The sequence below is a fragment of the Bradyrhizobium denitrificans genome (assembly GCF_013179005.1).
Taxonomy (GTDB): Bacteria; Pseudomonadota; Alphaproteobacteria; order Rhizobiales; family Xanthobacteraceae; genus Bradyrhizobium; species Bradyrhizobium denitrificans.
Map to the genome: position 1 here is coordinate 170,614 of NZ_JABFDP010000014.1, position 18,598 is coordinate 189,211.

The following is an 18,598-nucleotide window of genomic DNA, read 5'->3' on the forward strand; positions in this document are numbered from 1 at the left end:
TGATGTCGCTGGCAGCCTTAACCGACGCTGACGCGAGAGGATCGAATGCAGAAGGGTGCGTTGAGAGCCGGCTCACCCTGCGGGGGCCCGACGACGCGCCGACCCCGCGCCATCTGGCGACGCAACGGCGCGCATGAGGAAACGGACGCATCCCGGATGAGCGAAACGATGTCCGAACTATGTCGTTCGGTCAGCCGGGCCTGGAGGCTTGCGGTGCTGGCACGCCAACTCGCCATTTATCCAATTTGCCGAGCGCCCCCCATGCAGTCAGGCCCAGCATGATGGGCTGGAGGTAGGGAACGGCGACGCCGAGCGTGGAAAGAATGCTCATGAGGCCGCCCGCCGCTCCGGGCGCCCCGCCTGCCGATGGCGCGGCGGCACCCAGCAGGGCGGTCAGCACGCTGCCGATGATGCCGATCGCGCTCTTCCTCCCGTCGAGCAGATTTCCAAGCGTCGTCCCCAGCGCGGCATTGACCGGTGTCAGGGACGCTGGAGCTGTGGTGCCCGGAGCGACCGGAGGAACCACGATGCCGAGCTGCCGCAGCACCTCGACCACCTGGCTCATGCGAGACAGCGCGTCAGCTTGAGCAGCCTGCCCGGACGCTGCGCCCGGCAGGTTCGGCTTTTGGCCGAAGAGCTCAAGGAGCTCCTCTATTTTCGCGACGATTTCGGTCAGGTTCGGCTGGGTCTGCGACTGAACGGGCACGGTTGTTGCTCCAGTTGCGACGACGATGGGTTCGGCCGAGAGCGAGGCAACGAAGCGTCGCATGTCATTGAGGCGGTTGAGCCAGCCCGCGCCGAAGACTGGAAATTCACGCAGCGATCGAAAATACGCATCTTCGATGTCGAGAAACGCCTTACACAGGCGCTGCGTGTCAACCGATCCGACCGCGCGGATCGTATCGGGGCCGATGATGCGATCGACGGCCACCTGAGCGCCGCAGCGTATCAGCGAATTCTGCAGGAATTCGGCGGAGCGGCCCGGCCCATGCAGCACTGCGGCATTGTACACCGGCGCCGCAACCTGCAGCGGCAGATCATCGCCACGGACGATATCGTAGTAGCGCGCCTTGAAGATGCGGCGCGCCTCGTCGATGCTGAGCTGTTTGACGTCCTCCGCGGTCAGAGCATCGTTGTGTCGCCAGGCCCGCAAGGTCTCGAGCGTGATTCCCATATTGGTGGGGCCGCCGCGGTCGGCGGGATGGTTGGTGTATCCGCCTTCCCACTTCTCGATGAAGGGTTGGATGCGGGAGAAGTGGCCAGGCGCCGTGGATGCCATCGCAGCGCTGGCAGGGCGATCGATATCGGACAATGTCATCATCTCCGCAACGGCCCCCGCTGCAAGAGGAGGGCGCGACACCGACGGCGGTGCCGGAGGCGGGACTGGCGAGCCCGACCATCCGGCAATGGCTGACTCAAGATTCTCGGCCCAGCTGGCGTCACCCCCGGGAGGGAAATGTCCAGCGTGAAGATCACCGATCCGGAGGCCGGCCATTTGCAGGTGCGGCGTCTCCCAGCTCAGCGGCTCCATGTTCTGCGCACGGCCGACCTCATGAAGCCGCTTCCAAGCGGCAGCGCTGGGACCGCTGTCGCTCCAATCCCACTGGCCATTGATCTTGAGGACAAAGTCGACCGCAAGACCATACTGATGATACGACATCCAAGGCTGGGCTTTGGTGACGATGTTGCCGGGTCTCGTGCGGCCCTGGGCGTAGAGATAGGCTTGGCGATGGGGCGACCGGAACGCCTCGAAGATCTCAAACGGATGGCCTTCGCTGTGGAGCTGACGCTGGATCGTCTGCACGCTCTGGCGAATAGCGGGGTGCAGAAACGCGAGATCAACCGATCGTCGGTCTTCACCAGCCATGAAGCCCCCCCAACACTGAGGCCGGTCGACAAGGCTCTGCAAGCCAGAGCACGCGCCACCGTTGTATAGTTTAGCTAATCATATTTATACGGGACGCGCTCCTTGACAAGTGATGTGTTTCACAAATACGCTTTCCCTCGCGGTTTTGTTTGCTGTGATCGTCAGCATTGACGCCGGTCGTACCCGGCACGGCATGGTCCAGCTGAGCGATGAACTCTAGTGCTTGGGCCAATGTTTTGGTCGCGATGGTTTGGTCGCGATGTTTTGGTCACCAGCGCCGGAGGCGTGACGGCCGTAACTGTCGCGCCTTGTTGATATTGATCTGACAGGACAACGACATCGATCGCGAATGGGCTGACGCGCGATCGACTCGCGGCCAAGCATTGGCCTCACTCAGAGAATGGGCTTCGCTCGATTGTAGCGATCAGCTCTTCGATCTTTTCCAGGTGCACGGCGTGCCGAACAACGAGCTGAACCTCCCTGCGCATCGGTCCTTCGGGAGTGGGCCCTATGAGTACACTCGTCGAAATCGACCCGGACGAATATGATCCTGCGGCATTTGAAGGCTTCAGTGCAACGGCAGCTGGCTTCAAGGTCGCCAATGCGCGGGCGCTGATGTGGTTTTGCCAGCTTGCCTATGAGACGCATCGGATCGCGACCGTCCAAGCCGTATACCCGTTATGGGGCTTCAGATCCGTGGTCCCCTTCATCGCGCGCAAGTCCAGCCTGAACGGCAGTTTTGAAACCTGCGGGCTGATCGGTGAGCGGGACGACGCGGTGATCCTGGCCTTTGCCGGAACTGATCCAGGCATCTGGCAGAATCTCGCGACGGATCTCACCCTCTTGCCGCGCGCCGGTTCGGACATCCACGAGGGTTTCCGGCGTGCCGCGGCGGCCGCGCAGTCCGAGATCGAAGCGGCCATCCAGCTGGCCCAGCAGACGCGTAAAGCGTTCTTCATCGCAGGTCATAGCCTTGGTGCCGCACTCGCGGCGCTCGCTGCCACAACAGCCCTGGCCAAGAACTCGCCGCCCACCGCCATATATGCATTCGGCATGCCCCGCGTCGGCGGAGAACAATTTCGCGCGGCCTATGATCCGAGTCTTGGGGCGTTGACCTATCGGTTGGTTTACGGACTTGATCTCGTCGCGCGAGTGCCGCCGTCGCTCGCCGGATTTCGCCATTTGGGGCGAGCCCTCCTATGTGACGCGGGAGCGAAATTCGACGAGGCGCAGCCATTGACGCCGATCGGGACCGACGATCCTCAGTTCAGCCAACAACTCGCCAAGATGATCGAGCGAGGATTCGGGAATCTTTTATCGGGTCATCTTCTGTCGCCAGCCGGACCAGGTACATTTGGGTCCTTGTTCAGGTTCATTCCGCCTGAAATCAGGGATCACCTGCAGGACTCGTATTGGAAGGCGCTATCACCCTGAGCGCGGGCTGCATCGCGGATGCGCTGGCCCGTGAAATTGCCGCCCCGTGGGCCAGCAGCGCAGCCAGTGTTCATCCAGACCAGCCTGATAGCAGGACAGCACGCGAACCGGCTTGCCGAGGCGCGCCGCCTGCTCGCGCGCCTTCAGCAGCGCCTTCGACAACGCCACCAGATCTCCGCCATCGATCCGATAGCGGCCCAGCTTCTGCGTTCCGGGCAGCATGATGCCGAGCGGTCACTTCCGTTCATTGGCCGTGAACCGCGGCACACTCGTCGCGGGCGCGTGCGTCAGTATCATCAATGCGCTCGGTTGATCCTCTGGGCGAGTGGGCGGTCGCACGCCCGACTTGCCCCTGCCCCTCCGCCGCCCATAGGATCTGCGACCGCTGCCGACCTATTTGTTCGGCAGGTTGGTCCTGATGTGCAGCTCGCGGAGCTGCTTGGTGGTCGCTTCCGACGGCGCGCCCATCAGGAGGTCCATGGCCTGCTGGTTCATCGGGAACAGCGAGATCTCGCGCAGGTTGGTGGTGCCACAGAGCAGCATCACGATGCGGTCAACGCCGGCGGCCATGCCGCCATGCGGCGGCGCGCCGTATTGGAAGGCGCGGTACATGCCGCCGAAGCGGTCGACCACTTCCTGCTCGCCATAGCCCGCGATCTCGAACGCCTTCACCATCGCTTCCGGCTTGTGGTTGCGGATGCCGCCGGAGGCGATCTCATAGCCGTTGCAGGCGATGTCGTACTGGAACGCCTTGATGGTCAGCGGGTCCTTGGTCTGCAGGGCCTCGAGGCCGCCCTGCGGCATCGAGAACGGGTTGTGCGAGAAGTCGACCTTCTTGTCGTCCTCATTGTACTCGTACATCGGGAAGTCGACAATCCAGGCCAGAGCAAACCGGTCCTTGTCGATCAGGTTCAATTCCTCGCCGACCTTGGTGCGGGCGAGGCCTGCGAACTTCCAGAATTTCTCGGGATCACCGGCGACGAAGAAGGCGGCGTCGCCCTCCTTGGTTCCGAGTTGCGTCCTGATCGCAGCGGTGCGCTCCGGGCCGATGTTGTTGGCGAGCGGACCTGCGCCCTCGCCGCCCTCGCGCCACATGATGTAGCCGAGGCCCGGCTGGCCTTCTCCTTGAGCCCATGAGTTCATGCGGTCGCAGAACGCACGGCTGCCGCCGCCCGGAGCTGGGATCGCCCAGACCTGGTTCTTCGTGTCCTCGAGCATGCGCGCGAACACCTTGAAGCCGGAGCCGCGGAAGTGCTCGGAGACGTCCTGCATCTCGATCGGGTTGCGCAGGTCCGGCTTGTCGGTGCCGTATTTGCGCAGCGCCTCGGCGAACGGGATGCGCGGCCAGCCCTTGGTCACCGGCTTGCCCTTGGCGAAATCCTCGAACACGCCGGTGATCACCGGCTCCATCGCCGCGAACACGTCCTCCTGCTCGACGAAGCTCATCTCGACGTCGAGCTGATAGAACTCGCCGGGCAGACGGTCGGCGCGCGGATCCTCGTCGCGGAAGCACGGCGCGATCTGGAAGTAGCGGTCGAAGCCCGACATCATCAGCAGCTGCTTGTACTGCTGCGGCGCCTGCGGCAGGGCGTAGAACTTGCCGGGATGGATGCGCGACGGCACCAGGAAGTCGCGCGCGCCCTCCGGCGAGGACGCGGTCAGGATCGGCGTCTGGAATTCGAAGAAGCCCTGCTCCTTCATGCGCCGGCGCATCGAATCGATGATCGCGCCGCGGGTCATGATGTTCTGGTGCAGCTTCTCGCGGCGCAAATCGAGGAAGCGGTATTTCAGCCGGATGTCCTCGGGATACTCCTGCTCGCCGAACACCGGCAGCGGCAGCTCGGCGGCGGGGCCCAGCACCTCGATGTCGGCGACGTAAAGCTCGACCTGGCCGGTCGGCAGCTCGGCATTGTCGGTGCCCTCGGGGCGGCGGCGGACCTTGCCCTCCATGCGCACGACCCATTCCGAGCGCAGCTTCTCGGCGAGGCCGAACGCCTTGGAATCGGGATCGACGACGCATTGGGTGATGCCGTAATGGTCGCGCAGGTCGACGAACAGCACGCCACCATGGTCGCGGATGCGATGGCACCAGCCGGACAGCCGGACCGTCTCTCCGATGTTGCTGTCGCGGAGCGCGCCGCAGGTATGGGTCCGGTAGCGATGCATGGTCGTCCTGAATATCGTCGTGAGGAGAAGGAATCGGGGCTGCCGCAAAGGCGCATTCCGAATGCGCGCTGGGTTTAGCCGAGCCGCCCCGGCGCGGCAACCGAATGAAGCGCCCGTTTTCGGGCCAAGGGCCGGGAAAACGCCGCCGGGGCGTGCAACCCGGTGCATTGCCGCCGGATTGAGCTGACGCAGGATCGCTCATCTGACGGCCGTTTGGGCTCGAAAAGCCGTCCTGCCGCGCCTATCTTGGAGCCATGACCGTGCATTTCCCCTTCCAGAACTCCTACGCCGCGCTGCCGGACAATTTCTTTGCCCGGGTGGCGCCGACCCCTGTCGCCGCCCCCCGGCTGATCAAGCTGAACCGGCCGCTGGCCACGGAGCTCGGGCTGAACCCGGCCGAGTTGGAGACGGCGGAGGGAGCCGAGATCCTGGCCGGCAAGACCGTGCCTGAGGGCGCCGAGCCGATCGCGATGGCCTATGCCGGCCACCAGTTCGGCCATTTCGTGCCGCAGCTCGGCGACGGCCGGGCGGTCCTGCTCGGCGAGGTCGTCGACAAGAACGGCGTCCGCCGCGACATCCAGCTCAAGGGCTCCGGCCCGACCCCGTTCTCCCGCCGCGGCGACGGCCGGGCGGCCCTCGGGCCCGTCTTGCGCGAATACATCGTCAGCGAGGCGATGGCGGCGCTGGGGATTCCGACCACCCGTTCGCTGGCGGCGGTCGTGACCGGCGAGCAGGTCTATCGCGGCATCGCCTTGCCCGGCGCGGTGCTGACGCGGATCGCGACCAGCCACATCCGGGTCGGCACATTCCAATATTTCGCGGCACGCCAGGACGTCGAGGCCGTGCGCCGGCTCGCCGACCACGTCATCAGCCGGCACTATCCTGACCTCGCCGGCTCCGAGCGGCCCTATCATGCCCTGCTGGATGCCGTGATCGCGCGCCAGGCGAAGCTGATCGCCGACTGGCTGCTGGTCGGCTTCATCCATGGCGTCATGAACACCGACAACACCTCGGTGTCGGGCGAAACCATCGATTACGGCCCCTGCGCCTTCATGGACGGCTACGATCCCAAGCAGGTGTTCTCCTCGATCGACGAGTTCGGCCGCTACGCCTTCGCCAACCAGCCGCGCATCGCGCTGTGGAACCTGACCCGGCTGGCCGAATGCCTGCTGCCGCTGTTCGGCGACGACAAGGACCAGGCGATCAAGGAAGCCGAGGCCGCACTCGACGGCTTTGCCGCAGCGTTCACCGACGCGCACCAGGCCGGACTGCGGCGCAAGCTCGGCCTGTTCACGCAAGTGGAGGGCGACCAGCCGCTGGCGCAGGCGCTGTTTGATGCCATGGCGGCGGTGAAGGCGGACTTCACCCTCACCTTCCGCAGGCTGAGCGACGCGGCGGGCAGCGGCGACGACGCCCCGGTGCGGGCGCTGTTCGAGGACCCGACGGGGCTCGACGAATGGCTGCCGCGCTGGCGCCAGCGCCTCGCCGACGAGCCGCAGACGGCCGCCGAGCGCGCTGCGGCCATGCGCCAGGTCAATCCGGCCTTCATCCCACGCAACCACCGCATCGAGGCTGTCATCACGGCGGCGGTCGAGAACGACGACTACGCGCCGTTCGAAGAGCTGCATGCCGTGCTGGCCAGGCCGTATGACGACCAGCCGGCGTTCTCGGCCTACGCCGAGCCGCCGCAACCCGACGAGCGCGTGCTCCAGACGTTCTGCGGAACGTAAACCCGGACCAGACGCTGTTAACCGCGCGTCCACCATCGCCCTGACGGCGCCCGGGTCCTTAAGAAACGATCAACGCAGCCCCGACAAGTTGAACCAACAGGTCGGGGAGGTCGCGAACGTGGATGCGCTGGTGTTCGAATTCATGGGTCTGGCGATGATCGCGCTGTGCCTGATCGTGCTCGCCGTACCCTCCGGGCGGCGGCCCTCCGGCCGCGTCCGCCACCATTGAACGGCGTCCAGGGCCGGCCCGGCATCAACCATAGGCCGATCGGCTGATATTGCGGCGCTTGCCTTCCAGCCCGATTGGGCCGACAAGCGGAGATGAATTTCGTCCCGTACCCTTTGCCGACACCCTTGACTTGTCAGCGCTTTCGGACGACGGCGTAAGTGCCTCGTCATGGATCGTTCATGGACTTGATCACCACCACTGCGGATCTTTCAGCCGCCTGCGCCCGCCTCGCCCAACACCCGGTCATCACCGTCGATACCGAGTTCCTGCGGGAAACCACCTACTATCCTCTGCTCTGCGTCGTGCAGATGGCAAGCCCCGACGAGGCCCTGGTGATCGACGCCCTGGCCGAGGGCATCGATCTGACATCGTTCTTCGAGCTGATGGCCAATGAGAAGGTCCTGAAGGTCTTCCACGCCGCCCGGCAGGACATCGAGATCATCTGGCACCGCGCCAACATCGTTCCGCATCCGATCTTCGACACCCAGGTCGCCGCGATGGTGCTGGGATATGGCGACAGCATCGCCTACGACCAGCTGGTCGAACGCATCACCGGCCACCGGCCCGACAAGACCCATCGCTTCACCGACTGGTCACGGCGCCCGCTTTCCAAGGAACAGGTGCACTACGCCGAGGCTGACGTCACCCATCTGCGCGACGTGTTCGCAGCGCTCGATGCCGACCTCAAGAAGCGCGGCCGCAGCGACTGGGTCAGCGAGGAGATGGAAATTCTGACCTCGCCCAGGACCTACGACTTCCACCCCGAACGCGCCTGGGAACGGCTGAAGACGCGCGTGCGCAAGCCGAAAGAGCTTGCCGTCCTGATGGAGGTCGCAGCCTGGCGCGAGCAGGAGGCGCAGAGCCGAGACGTGCCGCGCAGCCGCGTGCTCAAGGACGATGCCGTCGGCGACATCGCCACGCATGCCCCGACCTCGATCGAGAAGCTCGGCAATCTGCGCTCGCTGCCCAAGGGATTCGAACGCTCGAAATGGGGCTCCGACATCGTCGCGGCGGTACAGCGCGGCCTGGCCCGCGATCTCGCGGCGCTGCCGAAGCTGGAGAAGCCACGCAACAACGCCAACGGCGCCGCGATCGTCGAGCTGCTCAAGGTGCTGCTGCGCATGACCTCGGAGCGTCATGCGGTGGCGAGCAAGGTGATCGCGACCGTCGACGACCTCGAACAGATTGCCGCCGACGATCAGGCCGACGTTGCCGCGCTGCAGGGCTGGCGCCGCGAGCTGTTCGGCGAGGCCGCATTGGCGCTGAAGCATGGCAAGCTCGCGCTCGCCATCGACAAGGGCCGCGTGATCCGGGTCGATCGCCTGATCCCATGAGCCGGCGGCGTCGCAGCTTGCCCGGACGTTGATCCAGTTTATTGCAGGAAACGATGCACCCAGCCACGGTGCATTGGAATCGATCATTCGGGGTCGGCCCGTCCCCTCAACTCTGCCTCGATTGTCTGGGATACCTCAACCAGGGCCATCGACAGGATGTAGGCGCTGGTCGGCAGGTTGAGTCGGCGTGCCCTGTCGAGGGCCGCCCGAAGGCTGCTCGCCAGCTCTTTGAGCTCTTCCTCTCGGGTCATGTCCGATTCTCGTTGCTGGAGCTGCCGTGTGAGCAAAGACGATTGCGAGCCGCCGCGACAGAAGTTGCTGCGGCTTCTCAGCGAAAATCCGGTGGATTTACATGTTGCGGAAGCCCTCAGGCTCGTCGTCGCCTTCGACAAGCTCACCGCCCCGTCAGACCGCCGCATGGTGATCGAACTGGCTGAAAGGCTGGCCGGCGGGTAACGTCCCCGCCCCCGGGATCACACCGCGAGACGGCCGCAGGATCTTGTCAGGTCGGCGCTGTCGAGCACGCCGGCGAAGTTGCTGATCACCCGGGTGACAACCAGCTTGTAGGCGGCGACATCGCCGTCACATGCCAGGCGGCAGGCCACGGCGTCCTCGATCACCTGATAACGGTGGCTGCGATGGAAGCCTTCCACAACTGTCGAGAGGATCGTCTCGTCCAGCGAGAAGCCAAGCAGCACGCAGCGGATGCCGCGCATGTTCGACATGTACTCGGCAAACCGCGCCGAGCTGTAGGCCGATGGCAGCGGATGCTCGAACGTCAGTTCGCCAGGCGTCGGCCTGACCTCAGGAAGCCAATTCGTCAGATTGGAAGCCGGATTGAACCAGGCGGCCTGCGCAATCCGCTTGAGGTGAAGCACCGGCCATAGATTGCCGCGCCACAACGCAATCAACTGCCGACAGCGCGACATGATCAGGTCGCCGTCGGCAATCAGATGCTTGCGCCCTTCGGCGAGATACTCGCACTGCAGATCGGCACACACCAGAACCGGCGGGTCCGTTGCGGACTCACCGAGCGGGTCTCGGTACGACATCATCGCCCCGCGGCGGCAAGATCGCGCAAGGGCGAGGACGCCGGCCGGCCGGCCGAGAGATCGAGCACGCCCGGCCGATCCCAATCCCCCTCCGGACGGATGATCAGATAGGGATCGCTGTCGAGCGTGATCGCATCTTCGCAGGGCGCGAGATCCACCACCATTTCCGTGTAGGAAAAATCCGAGAAGGTGAGCTTGCGGTTGTGACCGAGCGGCTTTGCGCCGAAATGCGCCCAGAAGTCCACTAGACGGTCCTGAGCATGGCCATAGGCCTTCTTGAAGCCCTTGCGCCGGCAATAATCCAGCGCTTCCCGCACCAGCTTGAACGACAGGCGCGACCGCCGGTGCTGATGGCGAACAGCCAGCCGCTCGACCTTGGCGAACTCACCGAAGAAGCGCACGCGCACGCAACCGGCCGGCTCATTGCCGACGAAGCCGAGGAAATGCGCGGCGACGAGGTCGTTGCCATCGAACTCTTCTTCCATCGGACAATCCTGCTCGGCCAGATAGACCGCCGAACGGATCGCCGTCACCAACATGAGATCGTTTGCATCACGCGCAATACGGACCGAGATGGCGCGCGATTTCGGATTCCGCTCCAGCTTGCTCGAACTAATATCGTGCATCCGCTGCACCCCTTTCTGAGAAAGTTTCGACCAACTGCAACGACGGCGCAATTACCTGGTGCAATCGATTCCACGGTCGCTGGTACCACCAGAGATCCGGCTGAAAGCTGGGAACAGGCGTAAAGCCCAGCGCGCCCAGGAACGCGCGCCCATCCGAGCTCGACGGCTGCGCATAGTAGTCAGCAGCGCGGAATCGCGGTCCCCGCAGGATATCAGCAACGTTGCCCAGGCCGACGGCTCCTCGTCCTTGCGCAACAAGCGCCCAGACATAGATAGCAGCAACATCCTCATCGGGCCGCGCAAGATATTTGCGCGGCGGATCGTACAAGCTGAACTCATCCAAGAGGAGCGCATCGAGGCCGGCGCAGTTCAAATAGAGAAAGGCGATGCCGCCGAGTAGATTGCGGCCTCGGCACAGGACGAAGATCGAGTTCGGGTCGTGCCGCAGGAATTCCGCCAGATCCTGCTCGGAGGCACGAACGCCTGGAATTTCCCGCCTTGCCAACGCCGCGAGCTCGCCGAGCCGATCCGGCGTGACAGGGCGCGCCGCGACGAGATCCGTCCGCGGCAACATGTCAAGCTGGTGTCTTCGCGTAGATTCCGTGCTTCCGAAGCGGGTGTTCTGCATCTATGTTTCCAGCTTGGCTTTGATGACGTCATCATACTTGTCGGGGCTGGAGTGTATGCGGCAACATTTGCATCGGGGTGCTGCATCTACGCAGCGCCGGAAATCTGACGAAAACCTTAATGCGTCGTGGGAAGATTTAAGAGCATTTCTCCTTTGCGCACGGCATCAGAGCTTCAGAAATGCGGCGGAAGTTCTAGGACTGACCGGCACCACCCTCATGCGCAAGATCGACCGGCTCGAGGAAGAGCTCGGATTCAAGGTCTTCATCCGCGATCAGTCGGGCCTGTCGCTGAGCGATGAAGGACGGTCGCTGTTGTTCGATGTCGAGCAGATGGAGCGCCTGAGCTTCAACATCTTCCGCCGCGCCTCGCTCGCCACAGACAGCCAGGGCTCGGTCCGCGTCGCCGTGACTGAAGGCCCTGGCAATTTCTGGATCCTGCCAAGACTGATCGATTTCCAGAAGACCTATCGGCGGATTACTGTCGAACTCAGTTGTGCGATGGAGCAGGCTGACGTGTCGCGCCTCGAAGCGGACGTCTCGATCCAGTTCGCGCGCCCGACAAATCCCGACGTGATCGTCAGCAAGCTCGGCCGGCTTCACATCCACGGCTTCGTATCCGAGGCCTATCGTGACGCGTATGGCTTGCCGACCTCGCTTGCCGATCTCCGCAATCACCGCATCATCAAGCAGCATGGCGTGCAGCTAGACGAGACCGGCTATGCGCGAATTCTCGGCCTCGACTCGCTCGATGGCATCGTCGGCATCTCCACCAATTCGAGCGTGGCGGTTCTCTACGCGGTGGAGCGCGGCGCAGGCATCGGCTTCCTGCCGACTTCGGCGGTCGCGCTCGGGGCACCGCTGGTGCCTGTCGATCTCGGCATCAACTACCACATGGATCTGTGGCTGACCTATCATAAGGAATTTCGTACGTCGGAACGACACAAGATCGTCATCGAATGGCTGAAGCGCATCTTTGATCCGAAGATCCACGCCTGCTTTCGCGACGAGTTCATCCATCCGCTCCACCTCGTTCCGATGATGGAGCAGACGCGGGAGACCGCGGGCTTTCACAACTACATCGCCCCCAGGCCGATCTAGGACGCTGCGCTGCAGCCGAGGCTCGATCTCGGCACACTCCGGGCCGCCCAAGCCACCGGGTGACCCCCCCCCGCTCAGCTGCCCGAGACGTTGGCCGGGGTGCAAACATGCGGGTTCCGCCGGACCGACGGCATGAGCGTTCCATGCGCGGGGGCGTGATCGGCCGGTACGACCGCCGCATGGCCGCCCGGCCCGGCGAGAGCAGCAGATATCCTTCGTTCGGCGGGCTCGGCCGTCCCAGTTCCCGGCTGCTGACACCCGTCGGGCCCGCAGCCGGCACGAAAATGCCGGTTCCGCGGCGGTTTCATGCACCAACGAGAGGGCTGGCGAGACGCGACGTCGCGACGCGTTCCCGCCGGTCCCACGAACTTGATATCGACTAAAAATCGTGTTGCAATCCCCAGCGCAATCGGATCTGGCCGTTCGACTGTGCGTTTCGTGACATCTGAAATTCAGCAGACTTCGGGAAGCCCGTATTGTGGCGTGGCACGCGCGAGCGTGGCCGCGTCTTTTTTTCGTCTAGACGGAGGAGACACCGATGCCGAGCTACAAAGGCAGCGTTAAATGGTTCAACCCGACCAAGGGCTATGGGTTCATCAAGCCGGCAGGCGGAGACAAGGATGTGTTCGTTCACATCTCGGCCGTCGAGCGGGCCGGACTGACGACGCTCAACGAGAACCAGGCGATCGAATATGATCTCGTGGAGAGCCGCGGCAAGACATCGGCCGAGAACCTCAAGCTCTCGTAAGAATGCTCCCGGCGGGAGACCATCGCGCACGCTTTGATGCAACCCCGCAAGCGTCGCGCCCCTCGCCGAAGCAGATGATCGGACTTGGTCAGCCTTGATGTTCCCCGGCCTTGCCGGGGATTTTTTTCGCCGGCCGCCGCCTCAGCGCGCGGCGGAGACCTGCGGCCAGATCAGCGATTGCTCCGCCTGCTCCACGGTCGATGTCCTACACAGATCGCCCTCGAGCCGCACGAGACCTTTCGCCAACAGTTGCAGCGCGTCGGGATAGATGCGGTGCTCAACGCCGAGAATTCGCTCCGACAGGGTCTCCGGCGTGTCGTCATCCTTGACGACGACCGCGCCCTGCATGACGATCGGCCCCGCATCCGTTTCCGGAATGACGAAATGCACCGTCGCGCCCGAGAGCTTCACGCCGGCGCGCAGCGCCTGACCATGCGGATCGAGGCCGGGGAAGGACGGCAGCAGCGAGGGATGGATGTTGAGCATCCGGCCATACCAGCGCTGGACGAACGCGGCGGTGAACAGCCGCATGAAGCCGGCAAGACAGATGATCTCGATGCCGCGGGCGTCGAGCGCCTGCTGCAGCTTGGCTTCGAAGCCGGCGCGATCCTTGCCGAACGGCTTGCTCTCGATGATTTCGACGGCGATGCCGCTCGCAGCCGCCTTCTGCAGGCCGGCCGCATCGACCCGGTTGGAGATCACGACCGCGATCTCGGCCGGAAAGTCCGGCTCCGCGGCGGCACGGATCAACGCGGCCATGTTCGAGCCGCGACCGGAGATCAGGATGGCGACGCGGCGCTTCATTGGCGTGCTCGTCTCACAGCGACAGATCGAGGGCGCCGTTGTAGATCACGCGCTGATCCCCAACCGCAGGAACGACCTCGCCGAGCAGCGCGACATGCTCCCCGCTCTCGGTCAGCACCGCTTTGACCGCATCAACCGCCTCGGCCTTGACAATCGCGATCATGCCGATGCCGCAGTTGAAGGTGCGCAGCAGCTCGAGCTCGGCAATGCCGCCCTGCGCCGCCAGCCATTTGAACACCGGCAGCACGGGAAGACGGGCGAGATCGATCGACACGCCCAGATTCTTCGGCAGCACGCGCGGGATGTTGTCGGTAAAGCCGCCGCCGGTGATATGCGCCAGCCCCTTCACCGCGCCGGTCTCGCGGATCGCCCGCAGGCAGGATTTCACGTAAAGGCGCGTCGGCGTCAGCAGTGCACCGCCGAGCGTCATCACCGGTGCGAAGGGCGCCGGCGCCTCGAAGCCGAGGCCCGATTGCGCGACGATCTTGCGCACCAGCGAATAGCCGTTGGAGTGCACGCCTGACGATGCGAGGCCGAGCACCAAATCGCCCGCGGCGATATCGGCCGACGGCAGCAGGGTGCCACGCTCGGCCGCGCCGACCGCGAACCCCGCGAGGTCATAGTCGCCATCCTTGTAGAGGCCCGGCATTTCCGCCGTCTCGCCCCCGATCAGCGCGCAGCCCGACTCGCGGCAGCCCTCGGCGATGCCGGCCACGATCGACGCGGTCGCCTCCGGGTCGAGCTTGCCGCAGGCGAAGTAGTCGAGGAAGAACAGCGGCTCGGCGCCCTGCACCACGAGATCGTTGACCGACATTGCCACCAGATCGATGCCGATCCCGGAATGCAGACCGGTCTCGATCGCGATCTTGACCTTGGTACCGACGCCGTCGGTGGCGGCCACCAGGACCGGATCCTTGAAGCCGGCGGCCTTGAGGTCGAACAGGCCGCCAAACCCGCCGATCTCGGCATCCGCGCCCGCACGGGCCGTCGCGCGCACCATCGGCTTGATCAGATCGACCAGACGATTGCCGGCATCGATATCGACGCCCGAATCTGCATAAGTGAGCCCGTTCTTGCGCTCGGTCATGGTAAAAACCCCTAATCTGACCGCTGGTTACGTCGGAATCCGGCCGCGCGCAATGGCTCGCAAGGGGCTCGTCCCCACACTATCTAGGAACTGGACCGGTTCGCCCCGCTTCGGAATCGGGTTGAATGTTGATCGAGTTATCGTCGGGACCTGCTGCGTGACCATCCCTCACAGTATCCCCAATCTGATTACGCTCGGCCGAATCCTGCTGGTTCCGATCGTCGTCTGGGCGATCGCCGCCGGCGAGACCGAAATCGCGTTCCTGGTCTTCGTCGTCGCCGGTGTGAGCGATGCGGTCGACGGCTTTCTCGCCCGGCGGTTCAACCTGCGATCCGAACTCGGCGCCCTCCTCGATCCGCTTGCCGACAAGGCGCTTCTGGTCTCGATTTTCGTGACGCTCGGCATCTGGGGCGCGATCCCGCGCTGGATCGTGATCCTGGTGGTCTCGCGCGACATCATGATCGTCGCCGCGGTGATTGTGTCCTGGCTGTTCGACCGCCCGGTCGCAATGCGGCCGCTGATGGTGTCGAAGCTGAACACAGCGGCGCAGGTCGCCTTTGCCGCGCTGGTGCTGGCCTCGCTCAGCTTCGGCTTCGAGCCGAAGCCCTACGATATTCTGCTGATGACCCTGGTCACGATCTTTACCCTCGTATCCGTCGGGCTTTACCTGGTCGAATGGGTGCGCCACATGAGCACCATCGAAGTGCGATGAGTGGCTTGGCCTCCCGCAAGGCCCCTGCGCACGATACGGAGCACGTCAAACTTGGTCGGCCATCTTCCCCCCCGTCAATTGGCCTTCGCGCTGCCGCACGCGGAAAGTCTGACGCGGGACAACTTCCTCGAAGGCGCCGGCAACGCGGCAGGACTGGCGCTGGTCGATGCCTGGCCGGAATGGCCGGCGCGCACCATGTTCCTGGTCGGACCGGACGGGTCCGGCAAGAGCCATCTCGCCGCGATCTGGGCCGAGCAGTCCGGAGCCCGCTCGCTCTCAGCCCAGGCTCTCGACATCGCCGCCGTCCCCCGCGCGCTGGCCACCGGCGCGCTGGTGCTGGAGGACCTCAGCCCCACCGCTTTCGACGAGCGTGCGCTGTTCCACCTGCTAAATCTGGCACGGCAGGACGAGGCCTACATCCTGATCACGGCGCGCGAGGCCCCCGCGACCATGCCGGTCGCGCTCAGCGACCTCCGGTCGCGCCTGCGCGCCTGTCCAGTGGTGACACTGCTGCCACCCGACGACCAGCTGTTTCGGGCCCTGATCGTCAAGCTGGCCGCGGACCGGCAGTTGACCATCGACGAAGCCGTGGTGAGCTATCTCGCCACCCGGATCGAGCGATCCTATGCCGCCGCCCGTCATACGGTCGCCCTGCTGGACAATGAATCGTTGCGGCTTGGACGCCCCGTCACCCGGGCGCTCGCGGCCGAACTGCTCCGGCCCTCCGAAGGCATGTGACCGCCGGCCATCTTGACGGAGAGGCGCCGGGGAACCTCAATGGTGCCGGGAACGTCATCCCCTGGTCATTTAGTTTAGTCTACGGTCCGCCGCTACGCAGGACTGATTTGACGCCGTTGCCGGCGATGGAACGATTTTCCAATGGACACCGAACAAGCGATTGAAATTCAAGAAAAAGATCCGGTTTCCTCGCCTCCGGCCGAGATCGCATCCAGCCCCGAGCGCTTCATCAATCGAGAACTCTCCTGGCTGCATTTCAACCGCCGGGTCCTGGAGGAATCGGTCAACCCGCGCCATCCGGCGCTGGAGCGGGTGCGGTTCCTGTCGATTTCCGCCAACAACCTTGATGAATTCTTCATGGTCCGCGTTGCCGGTATCCGCGCCCAGGTGCGCGAGGGCATCGCCGAGCGCAGCCCGGACGGCCTGACGCCGCTGGAGCAGCTCAAGGTCATCAACGAAAGCGTGTCGCAGCTCGCGATCGACCAGCAGGCGATCTGGCGCGACCTGCGCAAGTTCCTCGCCGAGCTCGGCATCGTGCTGGTCGACGGCCAGGACGTCACCAAGAGCGAGCGCGCCTGGATCGAGGACCATTTCCTCGCCAGCATCTTCCCGCTGCTCACGCCACTCGCGATCGATCCGGCGCATCCGTTCCCGTTCATTCCGAGCCTCGGCTTCACCGTCGCGCTGCAGCTGATGCGCACCTCCGACGGCAGGCCGATGAATGCGCTGATCCGCATGCCCGGCAAGATCGATCGCTTCATCCGCTTCCCCGGCAGCAAGGATGGCGTGATCCGCCTGATCACGCTTGAACAGGCCACGAGCCTGTTCATCGGCCGGCTGTTTCCCGGCTACACCGTCAAGGGCCAGGGCGCCTTCCGCATCATCCGCGACAGCGAGATCGAAATCGAGGAAGAGGCCGAGGACCTGGTGCGGCTATTCGAGACCGCGCTCAAGCGCCGCCGCCGTGGCTCGGTGATCCGGCTCGAGATCGAGGCCAACATGCCGGAGGAGCTGCGTGCCTTCGTGCAGGACGCGCTGTCGACCACCGACGACGAAGTGTTTGTCGTCGACGGCGTGCTGGCGATGAACGAGCTGTCGCAGCTGACGCGTGTCGACCGGCCGGACCTTGAATTCGCGCCCTATGTGCCGCGCCATCCCGAGCGTGTCCGCGACCATGGCGGCGACATCTTCGCCGCGATCCGGCAGAAGGACCTGATCGTCCATCACCCCTACGAGTCGTTCGACGTCGTCGTGCAGTTCCTGCAGCAGGCGGCCCGCGACCCCGACGTGGTCGCAATCAAGCAGACGCTGTACCGCACCTCGAACAATTCGCCGATCGTGCGCGCGCTCGCCGAGGCCGCCGAAGCCGGCAAATCGGTGACGGCGCTGGTCGAGCTGAAGGCCCGTTTCGACGAGGAAGCCAATATCCGCTGGGCGCGCGATCTCGAGCGCGCGGGCGTGCAGGTCGTGTATGGCTTCCTGCAGCTGAAGACCCATGCCAAGCTGTCGATGGTCGTGCGCCGCGAGGGCGGCGGCCTGACGACCTATGTGCATACCGGGACCGGCAACTATCACCCGGTCACCGCCCGCATCTACACCGACCTCTCCTACTTCACCTCCGATCCGGTGATCGGCCGCGACGTGACACGGGTCTTCAACTATATCACGGGCTATGCCGAGCCGATCGACATCGAGAAGATGGCGGTGTCGCCGCTCACGCTTCGCAAGCGCATGATCGAGCACATCCACGGCGAGACCAGTTTCGCGCGCCAGGGCAAGCCGGCCGTGATCTGGATGAAGATGAACTCGCTGGTCGATCCCGACATCATCGACGCGCTCTATGAAGCGTCGCAGGCCGGCGTCTCGATCGACCTGATCGTGCGCGGAATCTGCTGCCTGCGCCCGGGCCTGCCCGGGCTGTCCGAGAACATCCGGGTCAAATCGGTGATCGGCCGCTTCCTGGAGCATGGCCGCATCTACTGCTTTGGTATGGGCCAGGGCCTGCCGAGCGCCAAGGCCGCCGTGTACATCTCCTCGGCCGACATGATGCCGCGCAATCTCGACCGTCGCGTCGAGGTGCTGTGTCCGCTGCAAAATCCGACGGTGCATCAGCAGGTTCTCGAGCAGATCATGGTCGCGAACCTGAAGGACACCGAGCAAAGCTGGCAATTGTTGCCGGACGGGTCGTCAACGCGTATGAAGGCGGCGAAGGGCGAAGAGCCGTTCAACCTGCACAATTACTTCATGACGAATCCGAGTCTGTCCGGCCGTGGAAAGTCGCTCAAGGAATCATCACCGCGTCGCCTCACGCGCCGGAACGAACGCAACCCGTCGTAACGGCTCC

Annotated in this window: 18 protein-coding genes; 9 read left to right on the forward strand and 9 right to left on the reverse strand. The window is 64.3% G+C overall.

What is annotated here, in order from left to right; all coding sequences use genetic code 11:
- Nucleotides 1–190: 190 nt before the first annotated feature.
- Entirely contained in the window at nucleotides 191–1,867 is a 1,677-nt protein-coding gene (locus tag HL671_RS38795; RefSeq protein WP_172237107.1) for a glycosyl hydrolase 108 family protein, read from the reverse strand.
- Nucleotides 1,868–2,377: 510 nt separating this feature from the next.
- On the opposite strand from HL671_RS38795, the gene HL671_RS17280 reads away from it, so the two are divergent.
- Nucleotides 2,378–3,301, forward strand: a complete 924-nt coding sequence (locus HL671_RS17280; RefSeq protein ID WP_041750741.1) for a lipase family protein — start codon at nucleotides 2,378–2,380, stop codon at nucleotides 3,299–3,301.
- On the opposite strand, the gene HL671_RS17285 is transcribed toward HL671_RS17280, so the two are convergent.
- Nucleotides 3,293–3,523, reverse strand: a complete 231-nt coding sequence (locus HL671_RS17285) for a hypothetical protein (protein WP_012043945.1) — start codon at nucleotides 3,521–3,523, stop codon at nucleotides 3,293–3,295. The genes HL671_RS17280 and HL671_RS17285 overlap by 9 nt on opposite strands.
- Before the next feature lie 171 nt (nucleotides 3,524–3,694).
- Nucleotides 3,695–5,467, reverse strand: coding sequence for an aspartate--tRNA ligase (gene aspS, locus HL671_RS17290; protein WP_012043944.1), 1,773 nt, complete (start codon nucleotides 5,465–5,467; stop codon nucleotides 3,695–3,697).
- 254 nt (nucleotides 5,468–5,721) lie between these two features.
- Between aspS and HL671_RS17295 the strand changes: the two genes are divergently transcribed.
- Both HL671_RS17295 and rnd read left to right on the forward strand, forming a co-directional pair.
- The gene (locus tag HL671_RS17295) at nucleotides 5,722–7,197 is read left to right on the forward strand and encodes a protein adenylyltransferase SelO (protein ID WP_172237108.1); all 1,476 of its coding nucleotides are present in this window, start codon (nucleotides 5,722–5,724) and stop codon (nucleotides 7,195–7,197) included.
- Nucleotides 7,198–7,605: 408 nt separating this feature from the next.
- Nucleotides 7,606–8,760: a ribonuclease D gene (gene rnd, locus HL671_RS17300; RefSeq protein ID WP_012043942.1), complete on the forward strand. Its 1,155-nt coding sequence runs from the start codon at nucleotides 7,606–7,608 to the stop codon at nucleotides 8,758–8,760.
- Between the two features lie 83 nt (nucleotides 8,761–8,843).
- Here rnd and HL671_RS17305 read toward each other — a convergent pair whose 3' ends face one another.
- A complete protein-coding gene (locus HL671_RS17305) occupies nucleotides 8,844–9,011 on the reverse strand; it encodes a hypothetical protein (RefSeq protein WP_012043941.1) in 168 nt (55 codons plus the stop codon).
- Nucleotides 9,012–9,039: 28 nt separating this feature from the next.
- On the opposite strand from HL671_RS17305, the gene HL671_RS17310 reads away from it, so the two are divergent.
- Nucleotides 9,040–9,216, forward strand: a complete 177-nt coding sequence (locus HL671_RS17310) for a hypothetical protein (protein WP_012043940.1) — start codon at nucleotides 9,040–9,042, stop codon at nucleotides 9,214–9,216.
- A gap of 17 nt (nucleotides 9,217–9,233) precedes the next feature.
- On the opposite strand, the gene HL671_RS17315 is transcribed toward HL671_RS17310, so the two are convergent.
- Genes HL671_RS17315 through HL671_RS17325 form a run of 3 tightly spaced genes read right to left on the reverse strand, consistent with a single transcriptional unit; the run spans nucleotide 9,234 to nucleotide 11,066 of the window.
- A complete protein-coding gene (locus HL671_RS17315; protein WP_012043939.1) occupies nucleotides 9,234–9,815 on the reverse strand; it encodes an isochorismatase family protein in 582 nt (193 codons plus the stop codon).
- Complete coding sequence (locus HL671_RS17320; RefSeq protein ID WP_012043938.1) at nucleotides 9,812–10,438, reverse strand: GNAT family N-acetyltransferase; 627 nt, start codon at nucleotides 10,436–10,438, stop codon at nucleotides 9,812–9,814. The genes HL671_RS17315 and HL671_RS17320 overlap by 4 nt, the downstream gene beginning before the upstream one ends.
- Nucleotides 10,425–11,066, reverse strand: coding sequence for a hypothetical protein (locus HL671_RS17325; RefSeq protein WP_172237109.1), 642 nt, complete (start codon nucleotides 11,064–11,066; stop codon nucleotides 10,425–10,427). Before HL671_RS17325 ends, HL671_RS17320 begins: the two co-directional genes overlap by 14 nt.
- Before the next feature lie 55 nt (nucleotides 11,067–11,121).
- Between HL671_RS17325 and HL671_RS17330 the strand changes: the two genes are divergently transcribed.
- Nucleotides 11,122–12,165 (forward strand): LysR family transcriptional regulator, encoded by a 1,044-nt coding sequence (locus tag HL671_RS17330; RefSeq protein ID WP_012043936.1) that lies wholly within the window; start codon nucleotides 11,122–11,124, stop codon nucleotides 12,163–12,165.
- Between the two features lie 538 nt (nucleotides 12,166–12,703).
- Nucleotides 12,704–12,913 carry a cold-shock protein gene (locus HL671_RS17335; protein WP_012043935.1) on the forward strand — a complete coding sequence of 70 codons (210 nt, stop codon included), beginning with the start codon at nucleotides 12,704–12,706 and terminating at the stop codon, nucleotides 12,911–12,913.
- 141 nt (nucleotides 12,914–13,054) lie between these two features.
- On the opposite strand, the gene purN is transcribed toward HL671_RS17335, so the two are convergent.
- Both purN and purM read right to left on the reverse strand, forming a co-directional pair.
- A complete protein-coding gene (gene purN / locus HL671_RS17340) occupies nucleotides 13,055–13,717 on the reverse strand; it encodes a phosphoribosylglycinamide formyltransferase (RefSeq protein WP_012043934.1) in 663 nt (220 codons plus the stop codon).
- A gap of 13 nt (nucleotides 13,718–13,730) precedes the next feature.
- The gene (gene purM, locus HL671_RS17345) at nucleotides 13,731–14,804 is read right to left on the reverse strand and encodes a phosphoribosylformylglycinamidine cyclo-ligase (protein ID WP_172237110.1); all 1,074 of its coding nucleotides are present in this window, start codon (nucleotides 14,802–14,804) and stop codon (nucleotides 13,731–13,733) included.
- Nucleotides 14,805–14,961: 157 nt separating this feature from the next.
- On the opposite strand from purM, the gene HL671_RS17350 reads away from it, so the two are divergent.
- From HL671_RS17350 to HL671_RS17360, 3 genes are all read left to right on the forward strand, one after another.
- The gene (locus HL671_RS17350) at nucleotides 14,962–15,516 is read left to right on the forward strand and encodes a CDP-alcohol phosphatidyltransferase family protein (RefSeq protein ID WP_012043932.1); all 555 of its coding nucleotides are present in this window, start codon (nucleotides 14,962–14,964) and stop codon (nucleotides 15,514–15,516) included.
- A gap of 51 nt (nucleotides 15,517–15,567) precedes the next feature.
- The gene (locus tag HL671_RS17355) at nucleotides 15,568–16,254 is read left to right on the forward strand and encodes a P-loop NTPase family protein (RefSeq protein ID WP_172237111.1); all 687 of its coding nucleotides are present in this window, start codon (nucleotides 15,568–15,570) and stop codon (nucleotides 16,252–16,254) included.
- Nucleotides 16,255–16,395: 141 nt separating this feature from the next.
- Complete coding sequence (locus HL671_RS17360) at nucleotides 16,396–18,591, forward strand: RNA degradosome polyphosphate kinase (protein ID WP_012043930.1); 2,196 nt, start codon at nucleotides 16,396–16,398, stop codon at nucleotides 18,589–18,591.
- Nucleotides 18,592–18,598 lie beyond the last annotated feature (7 nt).

Excerpts from the sequence above, each read along its gene's own strand:
- HL671_RS17315 (WP_012043939.1), bottom strand. The coding sequence starts at position 9,815 with ATGATGTCGTACCGAGACCCGCTCGGTGAGTCCGCAACGGACCCGCCG.
- HL671_RS17330 (WP_012043936.1), top strand. The coding sequence starts at position 11,122 with ATGCGGCAACATTTGCATCGGGGTGCTGCATCTACGCAGCGCCGGAAA.
- HL671_RS17285 (WP_012043945.1), bottom strand. The coding sequence starts at position 3,523 with ATGCTGCCCGGAACGCAGAAGCTGGGCCGCTATCGGATCGATGGCGGA.
- purN (WP_012043934.1), bottom strand. The coding sequence starts at position 13,717 with ATGAAGCGCCGCGTCGCCATCCTGATCTCCGGTCGCGGCTCGAACATG.
- HL671_RS17295 (WP_172237108.1), top strand. The coding sequence starts at position 5,722 with ATGACCGTGCATTTCCCCTTCCAGAACTCCTACGCCGCGCTGCCGGAC.
- HL671_RS17325 (WP_172237109.1), bottom strand. The coding sequence starts at position 11,066 with ATGCAGAACACCCGCTTCGGAAGCACGGAATCTACGCGAAGACACCAG.
- HL671_RS17320 (WP_012043938.1), bottom strand. The coding sequence starts at position 10,438 with ATGCACGATATTAGTTCGAGCAAGCTGGAGCGGAATCCGAAATCGCGC.
- rnd (WP_012043942.1), top strand. The coding sequence starts at position 7,606 with ATGGACTTGATCACCACCACTGCGGATCTTTCAGCCGCCTGCGCCCGC.
- purM (WP_172237110.1), bottom strand. The coding sequence starts at position 14,804 with ATGACCGAGCGCAAGAACGGGCTCACTTATGCAGATTCGGGCGTCGAT.
- HL671_RS17280 (WP_041750741.1), top strand. The coding sequence starts at position 2,378 with ATGAGTACACTCGTCGAAATCGACCCGGACGAATATGATCCTGCGGCA.
- HL671_RS17335 (WP_012043935.1), top strand. The coding sequence starts at position 12,704 with ATGCCGAGCTACAAAGGCAGCGTTAAATGGTTCAACCCGACCAAGGGC.
- aspS (WP_012043944.1), bottom strand. The coding sequence starts at position 5,467 with ATGCATCGCTACCGGACCCATACCTGCGGCGCGCTCCGCGACAGCAAC.
- HL671_RS38795 (WP_172237107.1), bottom strand. The coding sequence starts at position 1,867 with ATGGCTGGTGAAGACCGACGATCGGTTGATCTCGCGTTTCTGCACCCC.
- HL671_RS17305 (WP_012043941.1), bottom strand. The coding sequence starts at position 9,011 with ATGACCCGAGAGGAAGAGCTCAAAGAGCTGGCGAGCAGCCTTCGGGCG.
- HL671_RS17360 (WP_012043930.1), top strand. The coding sequence starts at position 16,396 with ATGGACACCGAACAAGCGATTGAAATTCAAGAAAAAGATCCGGTTTCC.